The sequence below is a fragment of the Denitrobacterium detoxificans genome (assembly GCF_001643775.1).
GTDB classification, from domain to species: Bacteria; Actinomycetota; Coriobacteriia; order Coriobacteriales; family Eggerthellaceae; genus Denitrobacterium; species Denitrobacterium detoxificans.
Map to the genome: position 1 here is coordinate 2420308 of NZ_CP011402.1, position 25943 is coordinate 2446250.

The 25943-nt window shown below is 55.2% G+C and carries 21 protein-coding genes and 1 tRNA gene; 3 read left to right on the forward strand and 19 right to left on the reverse strand.

Annotated features, from left to right (window positions below):
• Position 1 precedes the first annotated feature (1 nt).
• The 10 genes from menB to AAY81_RS09895 all read right to left on the reverse strand — a co-directional run bounded on the left by menB (position 2) and on the right by AAY81_RS09895 (position 14670).
• On the reverse strand, positions 2-841 hold the full coding sequence (gene menB, locus AAY81_RS09855) for a 1,4-dihydroxy-2-naphthoyl-CoA synthase (RefSeq protein WP_066664611.1): 840 nt from the start codon (positions 839-841) through the stop codon (positions 2-4).
• An 11-nt stretch (positions 842-852) separates the two neighbouring features.
• A complete protein-coding gene (locus tag AAY81_RS09860) occupies positions 853-1602 on the reverse strand; it encodes an alpha/beta fold hydrolase (protein ID WP_066664619.1) in 750 nt (249 codons plus the stop codon).
• A gap of 12 nt (positions 1603-1614) precedes the next feature.
• A complete protein-coding gene (menD, locus tag AAY81_RS09865) occupies positions 1615-3864 on the reverse strand; it encodes a 2-succinyl-5-enolpyruvyl-6-hydroxy-3-cyclohexene-1-carboxylic-acid synthase (RefSeq protein ID WP_240480591.1) in 2250 nt (749 codons plus the stop codon).
• The gene (locus tag AAY81_RS09870; RefSeq protein ID WP_066664620.1) at positions 3864-5123 is read right to left on the reverse strand and encodes an isochorismate synthase; all 1260 of its coding nucleotides are present in this window, start codon (positions 5121-5123) and stop codon (positions 3864-3866) included. Before AAY81_RS09870 ends, menD begins: the two co-directional genes overlap by 1 nt.
• A gap of 113 nt (positions 5124-5236) precedes the next feature.
• Positions 5237-5887 (reverse strand): HAD family hydrolase, encoded by a 651-nt coding sequence (locus AAY81_RS09875; protein ID WP_066664621.1) that lies wholly within the window; start codon positions 5885-5887, stop codon positions 5237-5239.
• 888 nt (positions 5888-6775) lie between these two features.
• Positions 6776-6850, reverse strand: a tRNA-Gly gene (locus tag AAY81_RS09880).
• A gap of 145 nt (positions 6851-6995) precedes the next feature.
• Positions 6996-7145 (reverse strand): DUF5679 domain-containing protein, encoded by a 150-nt coding sequence (locus tag AAY81_RS10570; RefSeq protein ID WP_169815824.1) that lies wholly within the window; start codon positions 7143-7145, stop codon positions 6996-6998.
• A 145-nt stretch (positions 7146-7290) separates the two neighbouring features.
• Complete coding sequence (locus AAY81_RS09885; RefSeq protein ID WP_066664622.1) at positions 7291-10509, reverse strand: hypothetical protein; 3219 nt, start codon at positions 10507-10509, stop codon at positions 7291-7293.
• A gap of 69 nt (positions 10510-10578) precedes the next feature.
• Positions 10579-11646: a hypothetical protein gene (locus AAY81_RS09890; RefSeq protein WP_066664624.1), complete on the reverse strand. Its 1068-nt coding sequence runs from the start codon at positions 11644-11646 to the stop codon at positions 10579-10581.
• A 3-nt stretch (positions 11647-11649) separates the two neighbouring features.
• The gene (locus AAY81_RS09895; protein ID WP_066664626.1) at positions 11650-14670 is read right to left on the reverse strand and encodes an exonuclease domain-containing protein; all 3021 of its coding nucleotides are present in this window, start codon (positions 14668-14670) and stop codon (positions 11650-11652) included.
• A gap of 79 nt (positions 14671-14749) precedes the next feature.
• On the opposite strand from AAY81_RS09895, the gene AAY81_RS09900 reads away from it, so the two are divergent.
• Positions 14750-15400, forward strand: coding sequence for a hypothetical protein (locus AAY81_RS09900; RefSeq protein ID WP_066664628.1), 651 nt, complete (start codon positions 14750-14752; stop codon positions 15398-15400).
• Between the two features lie 84 nt (positions 15401-15484).
• Here the strand turns inward: AAY81_RS09900 and AAY81_RS09905 are convergent, their stop codons facing one another.
• Positions 15485-16423, reverse strand: a complete 939-nt coding sequence (locus AAY81_RS09905; protein WP_066664630.1) for a D-alanine--D-alanine ligase family protein — start codon at positions 16421-16423, stop codon at positions 15485-15487.
• A gap of 117 nt (positions 16424-16540) precedes the next feature.
• On the opposite strand from AAY81_RS09905, the gene rlmN reads away from it, so the two are divergent.
• Positions 16541-17587 carry a dual-specificity RNA methyltransferase RlmN gene (gene rlmN / locus AAY81_RS09910; RefSeq protein ID WP_066664632.1) on the forward strand — a complete coding sequence of 349 codons (1047 nt, stop codon included), beginning with the start codon at positions 16541-16543 and terminating at the stop codon, positions 17585-17587.
• Positions 17588-17661: 74 nt separating this feature from the next.
• Here the strand turns inward: rlmN and AAY81_RS09915 are convergent, their stop codons facing one another.
• The 8 genes from AAY81_RS09915 to rpmH form a co-directional block, all read right to left on the reverse strand.
• Positions 17662-18879, reverse strand: a complete 1218-nt coding sequence (locus AAY81_RS09915) for a ParB/RepB/Spo0J family partition protein (protein WP_240480592.1) — start codon at positions 18877-18879, stop codon at positions 17662-17664.
• Positions 18872-19738 carry a ParA family protein gene (locus AAY81_RS09920; protein WP_420838413.1) on the reverse strand — a complete coding sequence of 289 codons (867 nt, stop codon included), beginning with the start codon at positions 19736-19738 and terminating at the stop codon, positions 18872-18874. Before AAY81_RS09920 ends, AAY81_RS09915 begins: the two co-directional genes overlap by 8 nt.
• Before the next feature lie 1437 nt (positions 19739-21175).
• Positions 21176-21844 (reverse strand): 16S rRNA (guanine(527)-N(7))-methyltransferase RsmG, encoded by a 669-nt coding sequence (rsmG, locus tag AAY81_RS09925; protein WP_066664634.1) that lies wholly within the window; start codon positions 21842-21844, stop codon positions 21176-21178.
• A 174-nt stretch (positions 21845-22018) separates the two neighbouring features.
• Entirely contained in the window at positions 22019-22612 is a 594-nt protein-coding gene (locus tag AAY81_RS09930) for a Jag family protein (RefSeq protein ID WP_082867992.1), read from the reverse strand.
• A gap of 76 nt (positions 22613-22688) precedes the next feature.
• A complete protein-coding gene (locus tag AAY81_RS09935) occupies positions 22689-23462 on the reverse strand; it encodes a YidC/Oxa1 family membrane protein insertase (protein ID WP_066664637.1) in 774 nt (257 codons plus the stop codon).
• Between the two features lie 44 nt (positions 23463-23506).
• Positions 23507-23740, reverse strand: a complete 234-nt coding sequence (yidD, locus tag AAY81_RS10315) for a membrane protein insertion efficiency factor YidD (RefSeq protein ID WP_074777077.1) — start codon at positions 23738-23740, stop codon at positions 23507-23509.
• Between the two features lie 12 nt (positions 23741-23752).
• On the reverse strand, positions 23753-24085 hold the full coding sequence (gene rnpA / locus AAY81_RS10320; protein ID WP_240480593.1) for a ribonuclease P protein component: 333 nt from the start codon (positions 24083-24085) through the stop codon (positions 23753-23755).
• An 8-nt stretch (positions 24086-24093) separates the two neighbouring features.
• On the reverse strand, positions 24094-24228 hold the full coding sequence (gene rpmH, locus AAY81_RS09940) for a 50S ribosomal protein L34 (protein WP_066664640.1): 135 nt from the start codon (positions 24226-24228) through the stop codon (positions 24094-24096).
• 741 nt (positions 24229-24969) lie between these two features.
• On the opposite strand from rpmH, the gene AAY81_RS09945 reads away from it, so the two are divergent.
• Positions 24970-25788 carry an ATP-binding protein gene (locus tag AAY81_RS09945; RefSeq protein ID WP_066664643.1) on the forward strand — a complete coding sequence of 273 codons (819 nt, stop codon included), beginning with the start codon at positions 24970-24972 and terminating at the stop codon, positions 25786-25788.
• The last annotated feature ends 155 nt before the right edge of the window (positions 25789-25943 follow it).

Below are 25943 nucleotides of genomic sequence, written 5' to 3' on the forward strand. Positions count from 1 at the left end.
CCTAGGGAAACTTGGGGAACTGCGTGAAATCGGGCTTGCGCTTTTCTTTGAACGCGTCGCGGCCTTCCTTGGCCTCGTCGGTGGTGTAGTAAAGCAGCGTGGCATCGCCCGCAAGCTGAGCAAGGCCGGCATAGCCGTCAGTTGCGGCGTTGAAGCTTGCCTTCATGAAGCGCAGGGCCGTGGGACTCCACTGCAGAATCTCGCGCGCCCAGGCAACGGTTTCCGCTTCCAGCTCGTCGAACGGCACGACCTTGTTGACCATGCCCATTTCCAGCGCCTCGGCTGCCGTGTACTGACGGCAGAGGTACCAGATTTCGCGCGCCTTCTTCTGGCCCACGATGGCAGCCAGGTACGAAGCGCCATAACCAGCATCGAAGCTACCAACCTTCGGGCCGGTCTGGCCGAACTTCGCGGTATCGGCCGCAAGCGACAGATCGCACAGCAGATGCAGAATGTGACCGCCGCCAATGGCGTAGCCGTTGACCATAGCGATGATGGGCTTCGGTACAATACGCATCAGGCGCTGAAGGTCGAGCACGTTCAGACGCGGGATGTTGTCTTCGCCCACGTAGCCGCCATTGCCACGAATCTTCTGGTCACCGCCACTGCAGAACGCCTCGTCCTCGTGACGGCCACCGTGATTGGCGCCCGTAAGGATGATGACGCCGATTTCCGCATCGTCACGCGCTTCGGAAAACGCGTCGTACATCTCGTTAACGGTAAGCGGCGTGAACGCATTGCGGCGCTCGGGTCGATTGATGGTGATCTTCGCGATGCCATCGAACGTCTCGTAGACGATTTCGCGGTATTCCTTACCGCGCTTCCACTCGAAGTCGCTCATATCCTGCCTTCCTATTCCATGCCCCGTGCTTCATTGAGCACGCAGGCGAATTCACTTGGTCGTTCCATATGAACGTTGTGCCCGCAATCGAAGCGGGTCACGGCAATGCCAGCCGTCTGGCACGCATCGGCAATGCGCGAATAGCGTTCGTCACGCTCGCCCGCCAGAAAGCGAACGGGCACGGGCAACGACGCGAGCATGCGCACCGTATCTGCCTGCAGCGCCATGGTCTGCACGCCACCGTCGCGAAGCTGGCCAGCCAACGCGCGCGCATCGCACGCAAGGCGCATGGCACGCTGAGTGCGCTGCACCTCTTCGGGCTGTTCCAGCTGCGTAGCAAACAGCGGCAGCTTTTCCCACCAGTCTACAACTTCCTGAATGGATTCGGCCTGTTCCATGCGCTGCGCCCACGCGTTGTTACGCTCGGCAAACCACGCGCGCTCAGCTTCGTCCACGCAACCCAGGCCAGCGCTTTCCAACACGAGCGCAGCCAAGGTCTGCGGAAACGCGCGGGCATATTCCACCGCAACGCGGCCGCCCATGGAATACCCCACGAGCACCACCTTGTCGCACGCGTTTTCCTGGCAAATCTGCATCACGGAGCGATGCACTGACTCCGCCAACTGGGGCAGCGAATACCCCTGCGATCCAAGCACGTAGTTGATGGCATGGGCATTCCCACCGGGAACGGCGTCGACAACGCTGTTCCACGTACGCGCATCCTGCATGAACCCATGCAGGAGAATGATGGGCAACGGCATGGCGGATCGAACCTACCAGTAACGGCCGTAGCGGAATTCCACGCCAGCCAGCGGCACCGACACGTCAATGATGTTGATGCCCGGCTCGCCCAGGAAGCTCTCGTAGATGCGACGGAAGTCGTGCACCGAGCTCACGCGGCGATAGCCCGCGCCGAACGCCTGCGCCAGATGCTTGCAATCGACATTCTGCGGCGTGAGGAACAAACGGCCAAAGTAATCTTCGGTCGACTTCTGCGGAAGCATATCGAAGATGGCGCCACCGTTGTTGTTCAAGAGCACCACGATGATCGAGGGCACGGGGCCGTCGTGACGAATCTCGCGAATGTGCATTTCGTTCTGCAGCGACAGAGCATTCGCATCGTGCAGGAACGCCAGGTCGCCCGTAAGGACGGTGGTCTGCTCGTACGCCTGCGCCGCGCCAATGGCAGAAGACAGCGTGCCATCGATGCCATTCAGGCCACGGTTGCACAGCACGCGGATGTTCTTGTCGGACTTGCAGTAGAACGTGTCAATGGCGCGAATGCTCATGCTATTCGCGCTGAACAGCAGCGACCCTTCGGGAATGAGCGACATCATCTTGGCAACGTAGGCGCCTTCGAAATCGTCGGCTCCCACGCGGCTGGGCACTGACGTGATGCGCTCGCGCGCTTCGTCATTGGCAGCCATCCACTCCTCCACGCACTTCACGCTCGCCGTGCTCTTGGCGCGCACGCCAATCATGCCAGCGGCGAACACCACGGGCAGGGCATGCACGAACAGCGACGTGCTTGCAGAATAATCGCGCGTATCGCGCATATCGACGGCGATCTGCGTGGGGTTCATTTCCTGCAGCGCCATGAAGCAACGCTTGGAAACCGGCCAGCGGCCAAAACGAATGACCACGTCGACGCGCGGCGCTTCCCCGCCGAAAACGGTATCGTAGTTGTCGATGACGTACGGGTCGTCCACGCAACGCAGACCCGACAAGGGGTCAGCCAGCAGCGGAATGTGGCACTTGTGCGCGAACTCGAGCATCACCTGCACGTCTTCGGAGTTATTGCACGTGCCTTCGCCGCAGAGAGCGATGGTGCGCTTGCCGTGGAACACCTTGAAGATGCCGCGAGCATCGCCCGGGCGTAGCCCCTGACCAGGGACTACGGTAGGCGGAAGCGGGTTGACCTTTTCGGAGCCCTTGCTGCGGGCAGGCTTCAACGGCTCATCGAACGGGAAGTTGATATGCACGGGGCCGCCATCGCAGCTAGCCGCACCAGGTACGGAGCCATGCGCAGCAACACATGCCTCCAGAGCCGTTTGGCGCGCGAAGGCAAGGGCCTCATCGGTTGCCGCAGGCTGGGGCATCTGCACGAATTTCTTTACGTGGTCGCCGAACATCTTCAGCTGATCGCACGTTTGCGGGGCTCCCAGGCCCTGCAGGCGCGAGGGGCGATCGCCCGAAAGCAGCAGCAGAGGCACGCGACTTGCTTCGGCCTCCAGCACGGCGGGCATCCAATTGCCCACGGCCGTGCCGCTCGTGCAGATTACGGCGACAGGCTGGCGCTTCGCTTTGGCCAGACCAAGCGCGAAGAATGCAGCGCCGCGTTCGTCGACATCGACATACACGCTTCCGAAGCGCTCGAATGCCTTCATGGCAAGACCGGTGGAACGGGAGCCCGGGCTGATGACGTAATCGGTTACGCCGCAGCGCTCGAGTTCAGAAAAGAACGCATCCAGGTATTCCGAGGTGATTTCCGCAGGGTCGGTGGGAATGACGCGCGGCTCGCGCTCCACGACGGGAGCGGACTCTTCGCGTTCGACCACAACGGCGGCATGCGCGCCCTCGGCCTTTTCCTGCTGGGCAGGTTCGGCAACTGCGGGCTCGGAAACCATAATGGATTCAATGGGCTGTTCCACCGGAGCCGGCTTCTGTTCCACGACGGCTGCCTGGCTGGCAGCAGGCTGAGCAACGGCAGTACGAGCCGCGCTCTTCGACTGGGCATGCGCGGCAACAGCCGACGCCGCCGTTACGGCAGCAGCGGTAGCCTCGGCGCGACGCATGGCAGCCATGGCCGCGCGGCGCGCCTCTTCGACCTCGCGCTCGCGACGAGACATGGGAACCTGCTGCTGAGGCTTGGTAGAAGGAGGCATGGTGTAGCCAGCCCCATCGGAAACCGGCGGAGTGTAGCTACGCCCACGCTCGCGCGCGATGGCCTTTGCAGCAGCCTCGATGATGCCCTGATCAATCGAGATCTTCCTTGCTGGAATTGGTTGCGTTGCGTCTTCCATTAGTCCCTATCTTCCCCATTGAAAGCCGAAAGAATGGTCTTCAACTTCATATCTATCTCATCGTATTCCGAATCGGCATCGCTACCAGCCACGATTCCGCAGCCTGCGTAGACATAGCCGTTTTCTCCATCGAACACGCCGCAGCGGATGGCTACAGAAAATGCGCCGTTTCCATCGCCGTCGACATAGCCCACCGAACCGCCGAAGAAGCCACGGTTATACGGTTCGACCTGACGCAGGAGCATCATGGCCTCGCCCACCGGCGTACCAGAAAGAGCGGGCGTGGGCGAAAGCTGCCCCGCCAGATTCTGAACGCTGCGCCCCTCCATCATCTGCGCCGAAACGGGCGTGTGCAAATGCTGCACGTGCTGCAGCGGCTTGATGATGGGAGCAGCAGGAATTTCCACATCGTGGCAGTTGCGCTCGACGACCCCACGAATGAAATCGACTACGAAGGCATGTTCGCGGCGATTCTTGTCGTCGGAAAGAAGCTCGTTTGCCAGGGCTTCGCGCTCTTCGGGCGTATTGCCCACTCCAATGGTGCCCGCCAGGCATTCGCTCTGGATGTTGGTTCCCTGCTTGCGAACGAGGAGCTCGGGCGTACAGCCGCAGAAGAACACATCGCCGTAGCGATACATGAACACCGTTCCACGCGCACTGCCGTCGATAAGGTTCACCAGCAAATCCTTGCTGGAAAACGGTTCGCTGGCATGCAGGGGCAGACGACGCGAAAGCACCGCTTTCGAAATGCGGCCCGAATCGATGGCAGTCAGCGTTTGCTCCATTTCGCGATGCCAAGCGCTGCGCGAATCGCTTCCCAGGGTATACGGAATGGTGCGACGCGTGCGCGCGGGCGCAGATTGCGCCTGGCGGAGGAATCGCTGCACGCGACCCTCGTACACGGGACCCAAACTATTCACCTGCAAATACGAACCCTCTTCGTTCTGAACGAGAACGATTTCAGGAACCAGAAAGCGCAGGCATGGGAACGACGAAAACATCTCGTCGGCCGGCGCGGGGTTTTCCGCGTCGAAACGCTGATATGTGAACATATACGGCGGGATTTCTTCGGAGCCCTCCACCACGTATTCCACGTCGGAAGCGGAGCAGAGCGCAATACAGCGACCCAAGCCGAACAAACGGGCGGGCCCGCTTTTCTCGTAGTAAACGAATTGATCGGTAAAACCCTTTTGGAGCTGGCAAAACGCATCTACGATGTCCGCACCCAAAGGCAATGCGTACGTGTAGATTTTTGCCATGAAGAACGCCCCTATCGCTCGAACCACCGTCCACCCATTCTAGCATTGATAGCGCCCTCTCGGGGGCTCCATGGGTGCCTATGAGGATAAACGCAAAAGACAGTGCGCAAGCGCTATCGGGAAAGCAATCCCAGCAGGTTTTCGGGAGCATGAACGATGGCATCAGCGCCTGCAGAGACGAGCACGGGTTCGGGGTTATAGCCCCACGACACGCCCGCAGCAAACACGCCTGCTGCCTTCGAAACCTCGATATCGACAGGCGAATCGCCCACGTACACCGTCTTCTCGGGGACGGTGCCCAGCTCGGCGATGGTCTTCAGGAGACCCGTAGGGTCGGGCTTACGCGGATAGTCGGGGCATTCGCCATGGATGGCGTCGAAGACGCCTGGGTAGTAGCGCTCCGTGACTTCCTTGGTTGCGGCGTCAAACTTGTTACTGAGCACAGCGACCTTGATGCCCGTGCGCTTGAGCGTTTCAATCGTGGAGGGCATGCCCTTGAAGGGGATGGTCTCCTCGAAGCCAAACGTTGGGTACAGTTCCTTCCAACGATTGAAGACCGCCACGCGCTTTTCCTCGGGCGTGTTGCTCGGTACCGCCTGGTCGATAAGCGCGCGGGCGCCATGGCCTACGAAGCTGAGGACATCCTTCGACGTATGCTGCGGAAGGCCGAACTCCTTGAGCGTAGCGTTCGTGAGGAGCACCAAATCGGGCAACGTATCCAGAATCGTGCCGTCGCAATCAAAGATAAATGCTTCCCGCGCCATGGCGCTCCCATCTGCCCCGCAGCCGAATGTTTCACGGGAAACATCGTAGCACTGCCTGACCTGAAGGATTTCAATTCCATGCCCCGTGCACCTGGAGCCGCCCGCCTTTCGAGCACCGCTCCGCTGTTCGCGTGGCCTAGGCCCCGCACGGGCCTAGGCCTACGCTCATGCGCTGCGCTGCTTCATGCATTTAAATGGCTGCTTGGCTAAGCCAAGCAGCTTCGTTTTTTGCTTTCAGAGTGCCCCGAAAGGCGACCGCCCCCAGGTGCACACTTCCTCACTTGCCCCCATCAAGCCAACCTGCGCCACCGTTTCCCGTGAAACACTCACACACAGCACCCAAACGCCCTGCCACAGCATCACCCTCGAGCGCCGCCACGCTCCCGCATCCCTTGCGCTTTGGAATATAAACCGTTTTACCAATCGGATATCGCCTCAACAGGTGGCGATGAAATAAGTTGCGAAGTTTGCAGCGCAAAGCGCCGCAAACGAACGAACCCTTAAACGACTTACGCACAGCCTACTTACCCAGCTTGCCGCAGGCTCGAACCCCGTCACCCACGGCAAGCGAACGCAAGCGTCTGCCTTCGCCGCGACCCCATTTGCTAGCGCCTGGTCGGGTCCCCCTCCAGGGCACTCTGAAAGCCATTAATAGCGCTGTAGCCGGGGTTGTCCGTGGAAAGCGTGAGGCGAAGCCTCGCGCAAATCCACGGACAACCCCGGGCAGCGCAAAGTAAAAACATGAAGCAGCGCAGCGCACGAGCGTAGGGCAAGGCCCGTGCGGGGCCTTGCCCACGCGAGCAGCGGAGCGGTGCCCCGGAGGGGGACCCGACCAGGCGCCGAGAACAAAAAAAGCGTCCACCCGAAGGCAGACGCTTACGTTCAATATGGAGCGGGTGACGGGATTCGAACCCGCGAATGCAAGCTTGGGAAGCTTGTGCCTTACCACTTGGCGACACCCGCATGTGAAGGAATTCTAGCACAGTTGGCGCGCAACGCGCGGGGCATTCCATGTATCCCGCATGCAACCACGTTTTTCCCAACACGCTGCCGAACGAGGGCATAACAAAAGCGGCCCGAAGGCCGCTCGAGATCGCAGAATGCGAATTTACTTGGTGGAGCCAATGCGGCAGATCGTAGTACCGCAATCGGGGCACTTGCCCTTGGTGATCGGCTTGCCATTCTTCGTGGTGCTCTCAACCGGATCCTTCATGATCTTCTTCGCCTTGCACTTCATGCAATATGCTTCGATTGCCATGAGTAACCTCAATTCTGTGTCTACAGGCTTAACGCCTTCTCATACCTTCGCACCCCAGGGGTGCTAAAACAACGCGTGCCATTATAACCTTTATTCGGAACATCCCCTGAAATAGCAGCTATACAGCGCTATTTCAGGCCTTTTTTCAGATGTTCTTTATAAAGTTCAGCACGTATTCGGCGTTTTGCTGGAGCTTCTCTTCGCTGATGGTTTCCCATACGTCGTCGCCCTGACCCATGAACGCGGGCTTCTTGTCGTCCATGCCCGCGATGGTCACACCCTGCAGGCCATTGGCCATAGCAACGGATGCCGCGCTTTCGCGCCAATCGATGGACGTTTCGGCAATCTTCATACCGGTAGCCTGGTTGGCGGAACGAGCGCAATGCTTCATGCGGGAAGAGGCCTTCTTCGTACGAACCTCGCCCTCGGAAAGGACCATAGAAAGCTTGCCGGCACCCAGGGCCTCGACGTTCACGATAACGGAACCACGCAGGTCCTTCTCGTGCGCCTGAACAAAGGCCTTCATGCCGCCATTGCCACTGTATTCGGAACCAAGTGCCACAAACCACACTTCAACGTTCAGGCCGTCGTCCTGGAACTCGTAGATCTCCTGCATTTCCTCCGACTGCGTGGGAATGCGCCCGGAATCACCCGACATGGCCGCAGCCAGGCCGGCAACCTCGGAAAACTCGGCGGAAAGGGGCTGAGCGCGGAAACGCGGACGCTCCTCGACCATGTCCTCTTCCTCGGCCGCGCCGCGCGATCCAAGCTGCTCGGCTGCTGCACGAGCACGAGAGAAAGCGCCGCCATTCCAGCGCTGCGTGGTGCCGGGATTGTCGTCGTACTCGTCCTCGTCGTAGTAGTCGTCGTAGGCGTAGTCGTCATAGCTACCCTGGGAAGCCTGCTGAGCGCGCTCGTAGTCGCTCCCCTCCTGGAAGCTTTCCCAGCCACCGCGAGCAGCACCCACCTCGGTGGGGTTGAAGTTCTCGTCAACGCCAATCCATTCGGATGCACTCGGAGCAACCTCGTAACGCTTCTTCTTGCCGAAGAGCCTGCCGAAGAAGCCCTTCTTGGAAGGCATCTCCATGTAACCGGGACCAGCCCAAGCGCCCGTGGCGGTAGCGTCGGAATCGTACGCGGAATCGTCGACGTCGTCGATGTAGAGCTCGTTCGGGTCGACATCGGCAACGAGTTCGTCGCCTACCGGGTTGAATGCGCTCGTAGCGCCCGATGCGGCAAAGGAACCCGCAACGCTCACCGTAGAATGGCGTTCCTCTTCGGGTTCGGGCTGCTTCACGGCGGAAATGGTGCCGCTCAGAGAAGGAAGCGTGTTGCGAAGGGCCGCACGCTTGTTGTCGGCCATATTGTCATCGCCACCCACATCGATACGCGGGATACGAGCGGAAAGCTCGGGATTGCCGCTCGTGCGAACGGGAGCCTCGGTTGCATCGGCCAAAGGCGCATGCTGCTTCAGCTCGTCCAGCGAGGGCAGCGCGGGGGCGTCGGTGGGCAGAACCTCCGGCAGCGTGACACGCGGCGTAACAGTTTCCTGATGCACGCTGGGGCGACGGCGAACCGGAGCCTGCTCGACACTCTTCGGCTCGGGAATCTGAGAGAAATCGACGAGCTCCTCGTTCTGCGTTTCGTCGTACACGACACGATCGTTCGAAACGCGTTCGGCATGCTGGATATCACGAGACGGACGCGCCTGCAGACGCGCTACGCGCGGATCGGAATCATCGTTCTGGGAAACCTGGGCGCGCAGGCTCGATACGTCGATGGGCTCCATAGCAGTAGTGGAACCGGCATCCGCTTCGTCGCGACGCGCAACGGGCTGAGCAGCTTCCGCCTGGCCAGCACCATCGATCTGCTCCACGACAGCGGCAGTCTCTTCTTCGCGAAGGGCCTCCTGCAAAGCGATATCATTCTGCTCGTCCTGTTCGTGAGCACGCTGGCGAGCGGCAAGGCGCGCTTCGGCGCGGGCACGCAAGTCAGCGCGGGCACGAGCGGCGCGCTCAAGCGTAGCCTCGGCATCGTTTTCCTCGCCCTGAGCAGGCGCAGCAACTTCCACGATGCTAGAAGCCGCACGAAGAGCGTCGCGCGATTCAGCTTCCTGATGGATGACCTTATTGGCCTCTTCGAAGTGAACGCTGCTCTCCTTCACGGCGGCATCAAGCGCGTCGGCATAGCGGGAGCGACGAATCGGCTTACCCTTGCGGTCGGAACTCTTCGCCTTCGCCTGGGCAGACTTGAACCAATCGGGAATGTTGTCTTCCTTGGGCTGCTCGGCCTCTTCCTGACCCTCGGCATCTTCAGCCGAAGCATCTTCTTCGTCCTGAACAGGCGCCGGGGCAGCAGGCAGGGGCGCTTCGCCCGTGAAGATGGCTTTGGTTTCCTCGCGCATGAGGGCAACGTCATCATCGGTGAGCTGGTCTTCTGCGACGTAGCCCACCTGCGCAAGCTCGTCGGCAATATCGTTGGTGGCAACCTGAACGGGGCGCATGGCACCCGTCGCCTGGTCGGCGATGGCGTTATCGCCCAGCTCGTACGAAACGCTGGCACCCTCGGGGATGACGCCCGCTTCGCGAGCGGCTTCCTCGCCTTCGATCTGAACGCCCGCTGCGCTCTCTTCGCCCTGGTCGACCTGACGACCGAAGTTGGCGATGCGCGCAATCTCGATAAGGGTGGCTACGCCAGCGGCGTTGTTGTTGGCCGCTTCGTTATAGGCAGCCGTGCGGTGAATAACGAACAGCGCAAGCTGGATAGCTGCGCAAATGGAGGCAATGGCAATAAGGATGCCGAAGAAAACGCCAGCTGCGGGAGCAAGAATGCGAATGACCCACAGCACGGGCAGAGCCGCAAGGCCCACCCACGATGCCTTCTGGGCCAGCGGGAACACGCCCATGAGGCCACTGGAAAGCTCGGCGCGCATCTTGTCGCTATCGTAGTTGGCAACCAGAATGACCTTACGACGACGGCCGCGCGCATTCTGCGTTTCGGGCTTGTAGCGTGCAATGACGTTTTGGCTTACGCCTCGGTTCATCACGCGGGAAAGAACCGGAATGTTGAACACTTCCAACGCGAAGAGCGCCAGGCATAGAAGCGACACGATGAGGGCGGGAACGCGTACCGCGTTAATGAAGATGCCCAGGATGCTCACAACGGCAGCAAGGCCGAAGAGGATAGCGTTCAACAGCCCAGGCTGCGAGCAGCAGGAGAACTCCTCGATGGAAGCACGAAGCCCAGCGCCCTTTTCGAAGCGCTCGGCAATATATTCCGCAGCTTGGTGCTCTTCTTCAGTTCCCGCAGGTCGGGGGCCTATTTCCTGAGATAGATACGCTATATCGTCCAACATCTGAGACATGTATGCGCCTTCCGATCATGTAAACACAATGCCCAAATGGGCATATTTATAGTAAGTATACGCTATGTATCAGGCATTCCTCAAATAATCGCGCAAGTACGCATCGGCTTGCGCGGCAGTGGAACGCGCCTGTTCGTAATCGCTCCACAATTGCTGAGTGTCCTGGTTATACGCATCGATAATGGGCTGCGAGGGACTGCTGGGGAACGTCTCCGCAATGCGCGATGCGGCATTGGTGTACGTATTCGCCGAATCGTTGTGATTCTCGGCCGTCGATTTATCCTGAAGCAAGATAGCCTCATCACTTTCCACGGCTTCCTGTTCTGCGGAAAGAGCGGTGTTCGCGTAATTCAGATAAGCCTGCAGGTTGGCCGAAGGCACGAGCTTAGATGCGGCGGAAATGGACAGCAGCGCCTGCTGGTAATAGTCGATGGCTTCTTTGCTCAGCGCCATCGAAGCGGTCACGTTCTCTTCCGTGGTGTCTTTCACCAGTTCGGCTGCAGCAACCGACTTCTCGTGACCCAGCTTCAGGGCTTCCCAGGCCTCGTTCATATCGTCGATGGCTTCCTCGGCGGAAACGGCAGCATCAAGCAGTTCGCTGCCCGCCTGCACGAGCGTCTTGCGTGCCTGGGCGGATTCCTGCGCACGCGTGGCCATTTCCACACCGCCGGAATTGTCGTCGCCGTTCAGTACCTCGGTAGCCTTGTTCGTTGCGCGATCGAGCAGCGAATTCGACGAGGGGAGCTTCTCGAGAAGCTCCTTCATCTGGGAAACGGTGCCATCATTGACTTCCTGCCCCAGCAGCTGATCCATGGCTACGATGTCTTCGTCGGACTGTTGAATGTAGCCAATGGCCTCACCCACGCTCGAACGCATCTTCTCATCTTGCTGAGCCAGCGTGCGCATATAGCTCACGAACAAGATGGCGACCACGGCAATGGCGGCAAATGCCATGAACCACTGAACGCCTCGAAGCGCCACGCGCTTCTTCTTCCTACGTGCTACCTCTTCCTGTGCGGCAACGGCATCGCCGCGCGCATCCAGAACGCTAAACGAAAGCTCGTTCGACGTGCCGCGCGTAAAGCGCTTGATGTGTATCGATTCGCCAGCGTGGCGACTCTTACCCAGTTTCTTCAATGGCTAGTTCCCCATAGCGAGCTCTTCGCAGATCTCGCGCATCGTTAGCTGCTTTACGGTATGGCTGGGCATCGACTTCAGGAACACCTTGCCATACCCCTTCGTAATCAGGCGCTTGTCGGCCAGGATAAGATTGCCGCGGTCGTCGGCGCTGCGAATGAGCCTGCCCGCTGCCTGCTTCGTTTCCATAACGGCTGCCGGCAAAACGTAGTGCGACCACGCCTTGGGGTCAACCTGCCCACGCGCGCACGACAGCGGGTCGGTGGGCTTAGAAAACGGAAGCTTGGGAATGACCACCGCCTTGAGCGTGGCACCGGGGGCATCGAAGCCCTCCCAGAAGCTCTTCAGCGCGAACAGCGACAAGTGTTCGTCGGCGATGAAGTCATCACGCAGACCCTTCACCGACACACCCCACTTCTGGCACACGACACGCAGATCGTCGGCCTTCAGGGCATCGTTCACCACGTCGTAGCTCTTCTCCATTTCCCGGCGATTCGTGAACAACGTAAGGGTGGAACCCTGCTGGGCGCGATGAATGCCAATAAGGAATTGAGTGAGCGCATCCAAGTAGTGAGGGTCATTCGGCTCGGGAATGTCGCTCGCCACGTATACGGTCATATGGCCATCGAAGTCGTAGCTGGAAGGCAATTGCTCGGTACGCGTCTTGGAAAACTCCGACGTATTGAAGCCCAGCGACGTACCGAAGTTGTCGAACGAATCGGCAATGGTCATGGTTGCCGACGTAAAGACCACGCTGTGCGTACGCGCGTACAGCGTTTCATTCATGTAGTCGCCCACGTTCATCATGAGCGCTTCCAGACTTTCGGAACCGTGAGCGCGATAATTCTTGCCCTTGTGCTTCAGCAAATGGGCGGCATACGCATAGGCGTCGGACCCCTGGAACAAAATGAGCTCGCAGGAATTCACGATTTCCTTCAGCTTCAACGCCAAAGAGGCTATGTCACGCTGAACGGCAGCGGCGGAGCGAACGTCCTCCATAATGCCCACCATTTGCTGACACGCGCGGATGAGCTTTTCCGATGCCTCGCACATAGTGCGTCCCAAGGAAACGAGATCCTGGAAAACGCTGCTGGCGCGAATGTCGTCGTTGAGCCATAGGTCGACATAATCGTAGCCCTTCGACTGCTTCTGGGGCTCGAAGTACAGCAGGTCCTTCACATGCAGGCAGAATTCCTCGGCGGTTTGCGCGTACAGCATTCCCGCGCGCTTCGCCTTGCCACTTAACGCAAACACGAGCGTGTCGCCGTCGGAAAGACCATTTCCCCGCGCTTCCTCGCGTTCCTGATCGGTAAGCAGCGTGTTCATCTGCTCGGCCGAAGCGTCAACCGCACCGGTAAGGCGCCGCTCCGCACGCAGGAACACGTTACGCGATACGTCTTCAGAGCTTACGCGCGAAATAATCGTGCGAATCTCCTCGACGTCGATCTTGCAGCTGAACGCACGACGAGCTTCGGCTTCCGCGCCATGGGCCTCATCAACGACCCAATAGCGAATTGCCGGCAACAGGCCGCCTTCTGCGGCGACATCGCAGAAGAGGAGCGTCTGATTCGTGACCACGATATCGGACGCTTCCGCCTTCATGCGCGCGCCATGCACAAAGCATTTGGAGCCAAAGAACGGGCACTTGCGACGCAGGCAGTCGTGAGACGTGGTAGTAATTTCCCAACGAGGCAAGGCGCGATAGTCAATCTTCAGGCCATCGATATCATCGTATTCCGATTGCTCGATAAACGACAAAAGCCCGGCAAGGGCTGCCGCCTGGCAGACTTCGCCATCGGATATGCTGCGCATACGAGGACCTGCGGTGGCAATCTGTTCGATCTTGCGCATGCAGGGGTAATGGGAAAAGCCCTTGAGCGCGCTATACGTTACACCACCACATGCTTCGGAAAGCAGCGGCAATTCATGATTCACCAACTGGTCGAGCAGCGCATTGGTCTTCGTCGCCACGCCCACGGTGATGTTGTTCTTCTTGGCGGCCAGCACGGACGGCACGAGGTACGCCATCGACTTGCCAACGCCCGTACCAGCCTCAACGGCCAGGTTTTCCGACTCCCTGAATGCAGCGTTTACCGACTTCGACATCTGCACCTGTTCGGCACGCGCCTCAAAATCGGAGTACATCGAGCCAACCATGCCACGGGGTGAGAAGGCATCTTCAATCTCTTCGTCGCTCGCAAACTGCAGCGATGCCTGCACATCGCGGGCAATGGATTCAGCGTCGGTCTTTACCGCGTAGGCTTTCTTGCCCACGTTCTCCTGACGCATCTTGCGAAGGCTCAGCTTTTCGCCCGCAAGTTCCGCGTCGGCAAAATACGTGAACACGCGCACCGTGGGCCAGACGCTTTCCTCGGCATAGCACGCGATTTCCTTCACAAGCTCGATAGGCATAGCCTGAATGCCCGCCAGCAAGATACGGTAGATAGCGCACAGGGCCTCGACGTCAGCATCGGCACGATGCGTGGATATGGGTGCATCAAACGCCCTGACCAAATCGGTTAGGCGATGAGACTTCAAACGCGGCAAAACGATACGCGCCAGATCGAGCGAATCAATCCATCGATTGTCACGCAATGCATGACCGGAAGCCGGCTTCGTGCAGAAATGCCGGTCGAAATTGGCATTATGGGCCACCAAGTCGCTGGTACCCACGAATTCCGCAAGCTGTGCTACGGCCTCTTCGGGGCTCGGAGCATCCTTCACATCGTCCTGAGTGATGTTCGTGAGGTGAACGATGTCATCGGGAATTGCCTTCCCCGGGTTAACGAACGTCACGAACCAGTCGACGATTTCGCCCTTCACCATGCGGGCTGCAGCGATCTGAGTAAGCTCGTCATGACGAAACGACACGCCAGTCGTTTCGGTATCGATTACCACCACATCATCGTCGAGCTCGCCATAATACGACTGCTCCGCAGCCTGTTTTAGGCCACGATACCGTTCGACAATGCGCTTGGGAGTTGCTTCGGTAATGTATGTTTCTAGAGAGTCCGTAACCATCATCCTACCTTTGAGTTCAATTCAGCCTATCATGAATCGCATATTCATTACCGCTAGCTCCCTTCCATAACGAGGAGAAAACATGGCAGCACTTCCCTATTACGGTTCCTACGCCCTCTTCCAGGCACACAGCAAGAAGGAGGGCGCGGCGCTGCTAGGCGCAGACAACATCATCGGCGCCGTATGCGAGATCGTCTTCAATACCGACAAAAGCGGCCATACCTCCGTCGATGTTTACAACCCGTTCGGTGCAAACATCGGCAAGATTCAGGGCAAGGAAGCCGAAGACCTGCTGGTATGCAAGGCCAAGGGCTGGACGATGCATGCCATCCTGGTTTGCACGTACTATTCCGAAAAGCCCGAGCCGGGAAACTACTGGGGCGAAATTGCCCTCGTGTGCTTCCCCAACGACGATAACGCCGCTTCCTTCGAAGCGTTTACCGTGGCAGTTGCCCACATGATTGGCGAAGGTAAGCGTGTTGAAGTTGACCTTGCCGCGAAGGGCATCGAGCAAGTCGTCGAAAACAATGGCAGTTGGCTTCCCTCGGGGCGTGTTGCCAAGCTGGACCTGGAACCTGGCACCGCCGTAATCAAGGATCACATGACGGCATCCGAATCGCTTATCGAGATGTCGCGCGCTCGCAACAAAGGTTGCCTGGTTGGCGGATGGCTCTTCATCATCCTGCTCGTTGTAGGAGCCTTCTTCCTTATCAAGGGATTGTTCGGGTTCTAGCCCGCACTCACCGTTCGCAGATCAAATAGAAAGAGCCTGCTTCCCTTGCGGAGGCAGGCTCATTTTCTTGCTTGAGAGAAATCGCTATTCGAGCGCCAGTTCGATGAGCTTCGTGCACAGCTGCGGGAAGTCCATACCCGCAACGCGCGCGGCATCAGGCAGCAGCGACGTTGCAGTCATGCCGGGAATGGTGTTGGTTTCCAGCACCCAACACGTGCCGTCTTCGCCCAGGATGATATCGGTACGAGAAACGCCGCGGCAATTCAGCGCCTTATGAGCCGCCAAGGCAGTCTGCTGAACCTTCTGGGTAAGATCCTCGGAAAGACGCGCGGGGCAAATGTGGTCGGAACCACCGGCTGCGTACTTCGATTCGAAGTCGTAGAACTCGCCCAGCTGGGGAACGATCTCGATAACGGGCAGCGCCTTCGGGTTGGCATTGCCAAGCACGGCAACGGTAAGCTCGGTGCCCGACACATACGTCTCAACAACGACCTTATTGTCCATTTCGAAGTCGGCGTCGATTGCCTTCTGCAGCTCTTCCGCACCCTCGACAATGGAAACGCCCAGCGCGCTACCCTCGGTAGCGGGCTTTACCACCACGTGATTGCCGAGCTTCTGAATGATTTCCTCTGCGCTCATTTCATTGGCAGAACGCAGCGTAACCGACTGCGGCGTCGTAATGCCGTCTTCGATGTAATGAACCTTCGCCTTGGCCTTGTCGATAGCCGTAGCACTCGACCAAACGCCAGGACCGGTATACGGCAGGTTAATGGTTTCCAGAAAGCCCTGCATCGTGCCATCTTCGCCGTGCTTGCCATGCAGGCACAGGAAGGCAACATCGAACGAACCCCTAATGAGCTCAACAAGGTCCTCGGAGTTCGCCGGATCAAATTCGGTAACCGAAAAACCAGCAGCACGAAGCGCCTCGCCCGCACCCTTACCGGACTGCAGCGAGATTTCCCTTTCGCCGCTCGTACCGCCCGCGAGCAAAGCGACCTTGATGTTCTGAGGAATGAGTTCCATATACCCTTCTTTAGACAATTTGGATTGATTGATACCCCGAAGCGCGTAGGTCTCGCGCGCTCTGTAATTCGCGAAGAGTATACCAAAGCGACTTTGCCATTCCGTATAATACCCAGCATGACCACAGCAATAGAAACATACGCCCCCAGCGAATTTGAAGCGCTCGTAAAGAGCCTGGGGCAACCGCGCTTTCGCGCCAAGCAACTCTTCCAGTGGATTTACGGCAAAGGTGCCACGTCATACGACGAAATGAGCAACCTGCCCGCCGCCATGCGCGCACAACTCGCTGAAGAGGCTCCCCTGCACATCCCCGAAGTCGTCGACAAACGCGTGTCGAAAGATGGCTCCCGCAAGTATTTGCTAAAGCTTGCCGACGGAAACCTGATTGAAACCGTTGGCATTCCCTCACGCGACGACAATGCCTCGGGTGACCCCCGCAGACTTTCGGTCTGCTTTTCGACGCAGGTTGGCTGTTCGATGGCCTGCGCATTTTGCGCCACTGGTACCGAAGGCTTCACGCGCAATCTTCTGCCTGGCGAAATGGCACAGCAATTGTTGGCAGTTAGCCGCGATTTCGGTATGCGCATCACCAACGCCGTAGCCATGGGTCAAGGCGAACCGTTTCTAAACTACGACAACGTGATCGCAGCGCTGAAAATACTGAACCATCCCGATGGCCTTGCCATTGGAGCGCGCCATATTACCGTGTCTACGTGTGGCATCGTGAAGGGCATTCGGGCATTTGGCGTAGAACCGGAACAGTACACGCTTGCCCTCTCGCTTCATTCCGCCAACCAATCCACGAGGGACGAACTCATGCCTCGCTGCGCGAGCACCCCGCTACCCAAACTCAAGGATGCGCTCAAAGACTACTACGAGCATGCGGGTAGGCGCATAAGCCTCGAGTACTTGCTCATCGAAGGCAAGAACGATGACAGCGCACACATCCACGCGCTCATTGATTACTGCAAGGGATTGCATGTTCACGTTAACTTGCTTCCCATGAACGATGTTGAGGGAAGCCCCTTCAAGGCAACGTCAAAATCGACCCTGAATCAATGGATGCGAGAGCTCGAAGATGCTCATATTCGCGTAAGCATACGCGATTCGCGAGGAAGCGACATAGACGGCGCCTGCGGCCAACTTAAGAACAGACTGGGGTAAGCACCCATTTTCAATCAAAAGACCCCCTGAGAAAGGCTCTCAGGGGGTCAATTTTTTAGGCTTGTTTCGATAGTTTACAGATCGTCGCGCATGATCTGACTGAACAAGGCCTGAAGTTCATCTTCGTCTTTGAACTCGATTTCAATCTTGTTCTTGCCACGAACCGTCTTGATGCGAACGTTGGTGTGCAGGCGCTCGCGAAGACCACGCGCTGCCTTCTTGAAGGAAGCAGGCGTGGGAACGCGCTTCGCAGCCTGCGGGTTGTTCTGAGCCTGACCCGCATACAGACGAGCAAGCGCTTCCGTCTCGCGCACCGAAAGCTTTTCGTCACGCAGCTTGTTGGTAAGCTTCTGACGACCTTCCTTCGTAGGAACGGAGAGAATTGCACGCGCATGGCCCGCGGTAATCTTCTCTTCGAACAGCAGCTGCTGAGCATCTTCGGGAAGTTCCAATAAACGCAGTGCATTCGCGATGGTGGAACGACCCTTGGAAACGGCCTGGGCCACGTCGGACTGCGTCATGTTCTTACGTTCCATAAGGCGCTTGTAGCCGTAAGCCTCTTCGATGGGATTCAGATCGGAACGCTGAATGTTCTCAATCAGCGCAAGTTCCAGAGCCTTATCGTCAGCAACATCCTTGATGCGGATGGGGATTTCCTTCATGCCGAGAGACTTGCAAGCCTGCCAACGACGCTCACCGGCAATAATCTGGTAGCCATCGTTGTATTTGCGAACCAAGATAGGCTGCAGAAGACCTTCACGCTTGATAGACTGCGCCAGCTCCTCAATCTCAACCTTGTTGAAATTCGTACGCGGCTGGTCGGGATTAGGCTGAACGGAAGCGAGGGGAACTTCGATATCCCCAGTCTGCTTCTTCTCTTCAACGGGCTTACGAGGCTCGCGAACCACAACACCCTTGATTTCAGCATGATCGGGCTCTTCGATATACGGCTTCGGCTTGGCAACATCGCCTTCCATAATGGCCTTGTTCGTATACTCGTCGACCTTGCGACGCGGGGGTTGGGGCTTCGAAACCTGCGGATTCGCAGGGCGCTCCTTGATGGTAGCGCTATGAGCTGCCTGTTCGGTTACTTCGGCAGTCAGCGTGGCCTTTACCTTATGCTCTGCGGGAGCAGGTTCAGGCTTCTTTTCAACCTTGGGCTCCGGCTTCGGTTCGGGAGCAGGCTGGGGCTTTTCTTCTTTCTTCTGAGGTTGAGTGTATCCAACCTCGCCCATGCTTTCGCCAAGCAGGGAATTTAGACCACGGCCGAGACCACGACGCTGGTTAGCCACGGGAAATCACTTCCTTTGCCATGTTTATATAAGCCTCGGCACCTTTACCCTTGGGATCATATTCGGTAATAGGCTGACCATAGCTAGGTGCCTCGGAGAGTTTAACGGTACGGGGAATCATCGTGTCGAAAACAACCTTGCCGAAGAAACGACGAACTTCGTTCGCAACTTCACGGGCAAGCGTCGTACGACCATCGTACATAGTAAGTACGACACCGAAGATATCAAGGCTCGGATTAAGCATGCCTTTGACACGTTTCATCGAATCAAGAAGTTTTGTCACACCCTCGAGTGCGTAAAACTCGCACTGAATAGGGATGAGGAGCTTATCGGATGCGACAAGAGCATTAATCGTAAGCAAGCCCAGAGAAGGCGGGCAATCGATGAAGATGTAATCGTACTTACCACGAAGAGCACCAATGGCGTTCTTCAGACGATTCTCGCGAGCCATCTCATTTACGAGCTCTACTTCCGCACCAGCAAGATTGATGGTTGCAGGAAGAAGGTCGAGACCTTCGCTCACATCGGGAACGATAGCATCCATAACAGATACGTCATCCAGCAGCACGTCGTAGACATCATGAGCAATCTGGCTCTTATCGACGCCAAGACCACTCGTTGCGTTGCCCTGGGGATCCAAATCCACCAGCAAAACGGCCTTATTGAGTTCACCAAGCGCAGCAGATAGATTTACTGCCGTAGTGGACTTACCAACGCCGCCTTTCTGGTTGATGATCGCCATAATCTTCGTTTCACCGATAACATGGGTTACACGTTTTTTCTGATCCATGGTCTTAATCGGCTTCATCTCGATGACTTCCTCGGTGAATTCTTCTTCAACCGGGGCAGATTCTTCGATTTCCGCCGGTTCTGGTTCCTCTACTGCAGGAACATCTTCTTCATGGTCATTCTTCGGTTCTTCGACAGTATCTAGCGGCTTTTTTTCGCGCTTAAAACTATCAAATAGTCCCACGAGGACCCCCTTTCTTATCGGTTGCAACTGATTATACTCACGATTGATTGTTTCACGTGAAACTTTCCTTTTCTTTCTTTCGATGTGCATAGATTTGTAGGCGTACGAGCTGGGTAATCAATTGTTTCACGTGAAACAATCTACAGGAGGAAGGAAATCGAGATCATTCAAGCAATGGTGAGGTCAATATCTTCGAGAGCATCTCTAAGGTCACTCATTTGCAAAGACATAGTTTCCACCTGAACCCATTCAGCTGATTGTTTCACGTGAAACACGATAGCTGTGTCTTCAATACATTGACTTCAAGCCAAATACCCTAGCCTTTTAATTAATTGATGAGGAATGATTTGGGCACGATCGTGAAGATTATGATCCTCAACCATTTAAATCAGCTGATAGATCAATTCAATTACCGGGATTACTATCTATAGAAATACGGCAACAGAGAAGTATTAAGCCAAACAAAGGTCTGTTTACGCAATACAAACCACTTGGTTCATTGTTTCACGTGAAACATTTCGTCCCTTATCCGTCGTCTATTTCAAGCGCAAATACAATGCTAGAGATCAACGACGAACGTAGCATTCAGCAAAAGCATCGAATGAATGAACGAAACTTGAGTTACCTCATTCATTATTAAGACACGTGCTTTGTAAAGCGACTACTCGAATGAATAATATCGCGCGCTGCTTTGATCTGATTCATGCTAAGCATGTTTCACGTGAAACAGTAATGAGACTGAACCTTAGATGCCGTAAATCATAACTACAGTATCTCGATATCAAAGTTCATTCCACCACATCATTGGTTCCTACCTATAAAGACACTGTTAAAGGTTACACGATTCTTAACGTTATTCACTTGCCTAAGCATTTATGCAATCAATTCAAAAAGCAAGCATCAACGAATAACTCATCAAACACCTGATGTTTCACGTGAAACAACCTCACCGAAACGAGCATCTGTAATTCATTCATCGGCGTGACAAACATCAAATGGGATATGGGATTTCAATTCTTGGGTGATAGTTGGTGTCCACAGAATCGTTTTATTTCCAATAAACTGACCTACGATGCATCCTCAACGCAATAAAACGATTCTACGAGCCACTCAGCAACGACCATATTCAATAGAAAGCTCCTGATGTTTCACGTGAAACATCAGGAGCATGCGAATACAACGTGGTAGCTCTAAATTTCTCTAAACTGAATTACTCGATCTTATTGAGAAGCATACATGAAAAAGAATCGCTGATAGAACTAATTACATAGTGCTTATCGGGAAAAACGATAAATTGCAAAGCAATGATACGCGCACGGCACTCTACGCAAGCGGTTTCTTTTGAGCCAAGCCAACACGGCGTGGCAAACTCATCTTCGGCTTCGACGCCTTTTCAAATACGAGGACACTTCGTGACGTCTCATTATCAGAAAGCATAAACTCCCTTACGGAAACAAACTTCATACCTACCTTATTCTGAATTGTGAGTGCACGATCGAGTTCATCTTGATACGTACCGGATTTATAGCTTATAAGCTGTCCACCCATTTTCAAAAGAGGACTCGCAAGTTCAAGCAAAACCGGCAAAGCAGCAAGAGCACGTGCGGTAACAAGCGCATACTGACCTTTGCGTTCAGAACCAAGGTCTTCGATACGGCCATGCCAGGTAGAAATACGGTCGGAAAGGCCGAGCTGTTCAATAATAGAATCCAGCTGAGCAGTCTTCTTGCCAACAGAATCAATCAAATCGAAGGGACGACCTGTAGCAATAGAGAGAGGAATACCAGGAAAACCACCGCCGGTACCAATATCAGCTGCTTTACCTTCAGGAGCTTGAAGGACATCAGGCACTGCAGTAAGGGAATCTTCGATATGAAGCAGCCTGCCAGACTCAGGAGAAACGATACGCGTGAGATTGGTAATCTTATTTGCTTCGATCACGAGTTCAAGATGCTTCTCAAAAAGAGAATTCTGTTCAGTAGTGAATTCCATTGCTCCCCTTATCGAAATACGTTGCTTGTATTCTGCCACAACGCGAGGAAAAAGAGATGTTTCACGTGAAACATCATGAGAGCCTGATAAATCACCCAGTAGTTCTTCCGTGGGTAAAGATAAGGCCCCGTTATAAAACGGGGCCTTAGAATTGATTTCAGAAGGTCAATTTTCTTAGTCGATTGGGGTAATCACCACATGGCGAGCAGCGCCCTCACCCTGGGAACCCGTGTCAACCTGATCATTATCACGAAGCGCCATGTGAATGATGCGACGCTCGTAGGGAGTCATCGGACGAAGCTTGATGCTGCGACCCTGCGACAGAGCACGCTTGGCAGCGGAATGAGCGAGTGACTCAAGCTTCTCACGCTGACGATTCTTGTAGCCTTCGACATCAACGACGACAGGATAGCGATAGCCAATCTGGCGAGAGGTGATCGAAGAGATGAGGAACTGGAGCGCATCGAGCGTCTTGCCATGACGGCCAATAAGCACTGCCAAATCATCACCGGTGATATCCAGAATGAGCTCACCTTCATCACCTTCGTACTCGTCGATGGTGACTTCGCCAAGATTGAAGTACTTCAGGATATCCTCGAGAGCGGCAATTGCGGTGTCGGCAATCTGATCAAGCTCTTCCTCGGAGATAGCATCGTCCTCAGCTGCATCTTCAGCAGCTTCGTCGACGAGTTCGTCCACCTGCTCTTCGGAATCCTCAACGATTTCCTCGACCTCAACCTGAGCTTCCTGCTCGATTTCATCAGCCATGTTCTACTCCTTCAAACGCGTTTTGCGGTTATATACCAACAGTCCCGCCTGAAGAGACGGGACTGCAGTAAACATATTAGCGAGACTTGGTGGGGCGCTTCTTCTTTTGCTTGCGCGTCACATCAACCTTAACGGGCTGAGTCTCGATGATTTCAGCTTCCTTCGCTTCGTCGTTCTTACGAAGGCGAGCCATAACAACTTGCTGCTGGGTTACGCCGAACAGCGAGGAGACACCCCAGAAGAGCAATACGCCTGCAGGCGACCCCCAACCAATCCAAAGCATGAACACCGTCATGAAGGCAGACATGATAAGCGTTTGCTTCTTCTGCGAACTATCGGGAGTGTGCAGCTGCTGAAGAACCATGGGGGCGAACGTTGCGCCAGCGAAGATCAGCAGCAAGATGATGTACGGGATAAATGTAAGAAAACCCTGCTCAAGCGCCGTGGAAGGCGAAAGCGTAAGGTCGGGTACCAGGTGATAGAACTGATACGAAGTACCCTGCGTACGCGATCCCATTTCCTGCAGCACCTGGAACAGAGCAACAAAGATAGGCATCTGAAGCAGGATAGGCAGGCAGCCGGCAAGGGGATTGAACTTAGCATCAGCGTACAGCTTCTGCATTTCCTCTTGCATACGCGGCTGATCGTCGGCGTACTTCGTCTGAATCTCCTGGATGAGAGGCTGAACCTTCTGCATCTGGTAGGAAGACTTGATCTGCTTCTGCATGAGAGGCATGAGAATCAAACGGAAGATGAGGGTAATGACCATAATGGCCATACCCCAGTCCTGGAATACCGAGTAAAAAGAACTGATACACCAGAAGATAAAGTCTTTAAATGCGTCCCACATCTAAGGATTATCCTTTCATCAGATAATCTATATCCCTAAGCAACTTACGGCACCGGGTCATACCCATGGGGTCCACCCGGATGACACTTCAATATGCGCTTGGCTGCTAGAACGAATCCCTTGCAAAAGCCATATCGCTTGAAAGCAATGATCGCATACTGAGAACATGTAGGCTCAAATCTGCAGCATCCGGGAAAAAGAGGGGATAGGGCCATCTGATAGAAGCGCACAAGCGCCACCGCAATGCGTACGGGGATGCTCTTACGCTCGCTGACCATGTCCGTTATTCCTTATTCACCGGCAAACCGACTGATTTGCGCACGACATGACGAAAGCACTTTACTATATTCCTGTTCCAATACGAACCCTTTTGCGAGAAAAACAACGTCAAAGCCCTCCCAAGGCCCGCCGAGATCCCTGCAGACAGCTCGCATTCTACGTTTCGCAGCATTCCGCCAAACGGCATTGCCGGACTTTTTTCCGGCAATAAAAGCAACACGACCCTGTGGGTCGTGCTGATTCCTACCCTGGCTAACCAGAAGTGTGATGGAATGTGCGTTATAACGCTTTCCGTGTGCGAATAAGTAGGATATCTCTGTGCTGGACTTAATAGTTTCCAACACAACTCCCCTTAAACGCAAAGACGCTTGCGTCCCTTAGCACGGCGCGCGCGAAGAACAGCACGACCGCCCTTAGTGGACATACGAGCACGGAAGCCATGGCACTTAGCGCGCTTGCGCTTGTTCGGTTGATAGGTGCGCTTCATAGCTGTATCCCTTTCTTACTAGAGTAACTTCCAAAGAGTACGATGCGCGCGCGTATTAATCAACACCAAGCACACCTAATCCATATTTATCTCGGTAGAAAGTTTCCAGGGGAATTCAGGAGTTGAAAACGGGGTTTTTCACCTTGAAAAGTGAGTTTTCCACAATTCTGAAAGTGGTGAAATGTGGAAAATAGTGAAAACTCCTGTTATCACTCGTACGGCATTGTGGAAAGTGCTGAGGAGAGTGCTTTGTCAAGTAGGAAAACCGCACTTTTTTACGTGTAAATCACCCTTCGAGCTGACCTTGGAAAATGCAATTTTATGCGTTTGACCTGGTATTTTATATGTCTTTGCACATCGAAAACAGGGTAGTTCACGCGTGAAAATATTTGTTTTCCCAGTTCGTTACAGTAAGGACGTCCTTTTTCGACAAACCCCGCTTCTAATTGATACTTGGTGGGTAGATTTCAACATTTCGAGCCAGTTTTTCCAAAAATGGATTCAGTTTTCAACTCTGGGTTTTCACCCGTTTTCAGGGTTTTCCACTTTTGTTGAACAAAATGTTGAAAACTTTGAATACCCCTTATCAACAACGTATTCAGTTTTCCTGAATATTGAATACATCTGAAAACGGCTGTGAATTTGCAGGTAAAATGGCGCGGTTGTACAATTTCAGAGCTGAAAACCATTGAAAATCATGGAAAACAGCTTGAATAGTTTTTTCAGTAATTAAGGGAAACAGTGCCTGACCAGGGTGAATACATAGAAAACGAGGAGAACGAACGGGGTAATGAACCGTTCGATTACACGTTCGTGCACACCGTTGCACGCGTTGCCGTCTACGATGATTTGAAAATGGCTCCGCACGTAATTGAGATCGAACCGGCTCCCACGGCTGAATATATTGAAAAACTGGCCGATGTCATTACCGAACAATCTACTCGCAGAGGTGGAAAGATTCCCTATTCCGCTATCCGAGAGGTGTCGGAGAACTTCATCCACGCACGTTTCACGGAAGTAGTGGTTTCCATCCTCGATGGTGGAAACACGATTCGGTTCTGCGACCAAGGCCCTGGCATCAAGGACAAGACGAATGCCACGCGCCCCGGCTTCACGTCGGCAATCGAGCCCATGAAGCACTACATTCGCGGCGTCGGTAGTGGATTGCCCCTGGTCAAGGAATACCTTACGTTCAGCAATGGCGAAATGACCATCGAAGACAACATGAACAATGGCTCAGTGGTAACGCTTAGCCTGAAGCAAGAGCCTTCCATTCCGCCGCAACCCGTCGCCCAGCCGGCCATTCCCGCTATGCCGAAGCCGGTAAGCGTTCCCATGATTCCCCTAAGCGATCGTGAGAAGATGGCGCTGGAGCTCTTCGCAAGCGAGGGCGCCCTGAGCGTAACCGAGTTCGTCAACCTGACTGGTCTCGGCAATTCCAGCGTTTTCAACCTCATGAAGAAGATGGAAGAGTACAACCTCATCGAGAAAACGCCAAACAAGAAACGTATGCTCACCGACTACGGCGATGCCGTATGGCAGCAAATGCAGAACCAGTAACGCGTTAGAACCCCTGAATAAACCCCTCACACAGGCGGCAAGCCTGTTGAAAACAGTTTTCCACGTTTATGAAATACCAGGTCAGTAAGGTATTTCATAAACGGTTGTGGAAAACTAACACGCCAATACGCATTCTGATATAGTACCCAATGTGG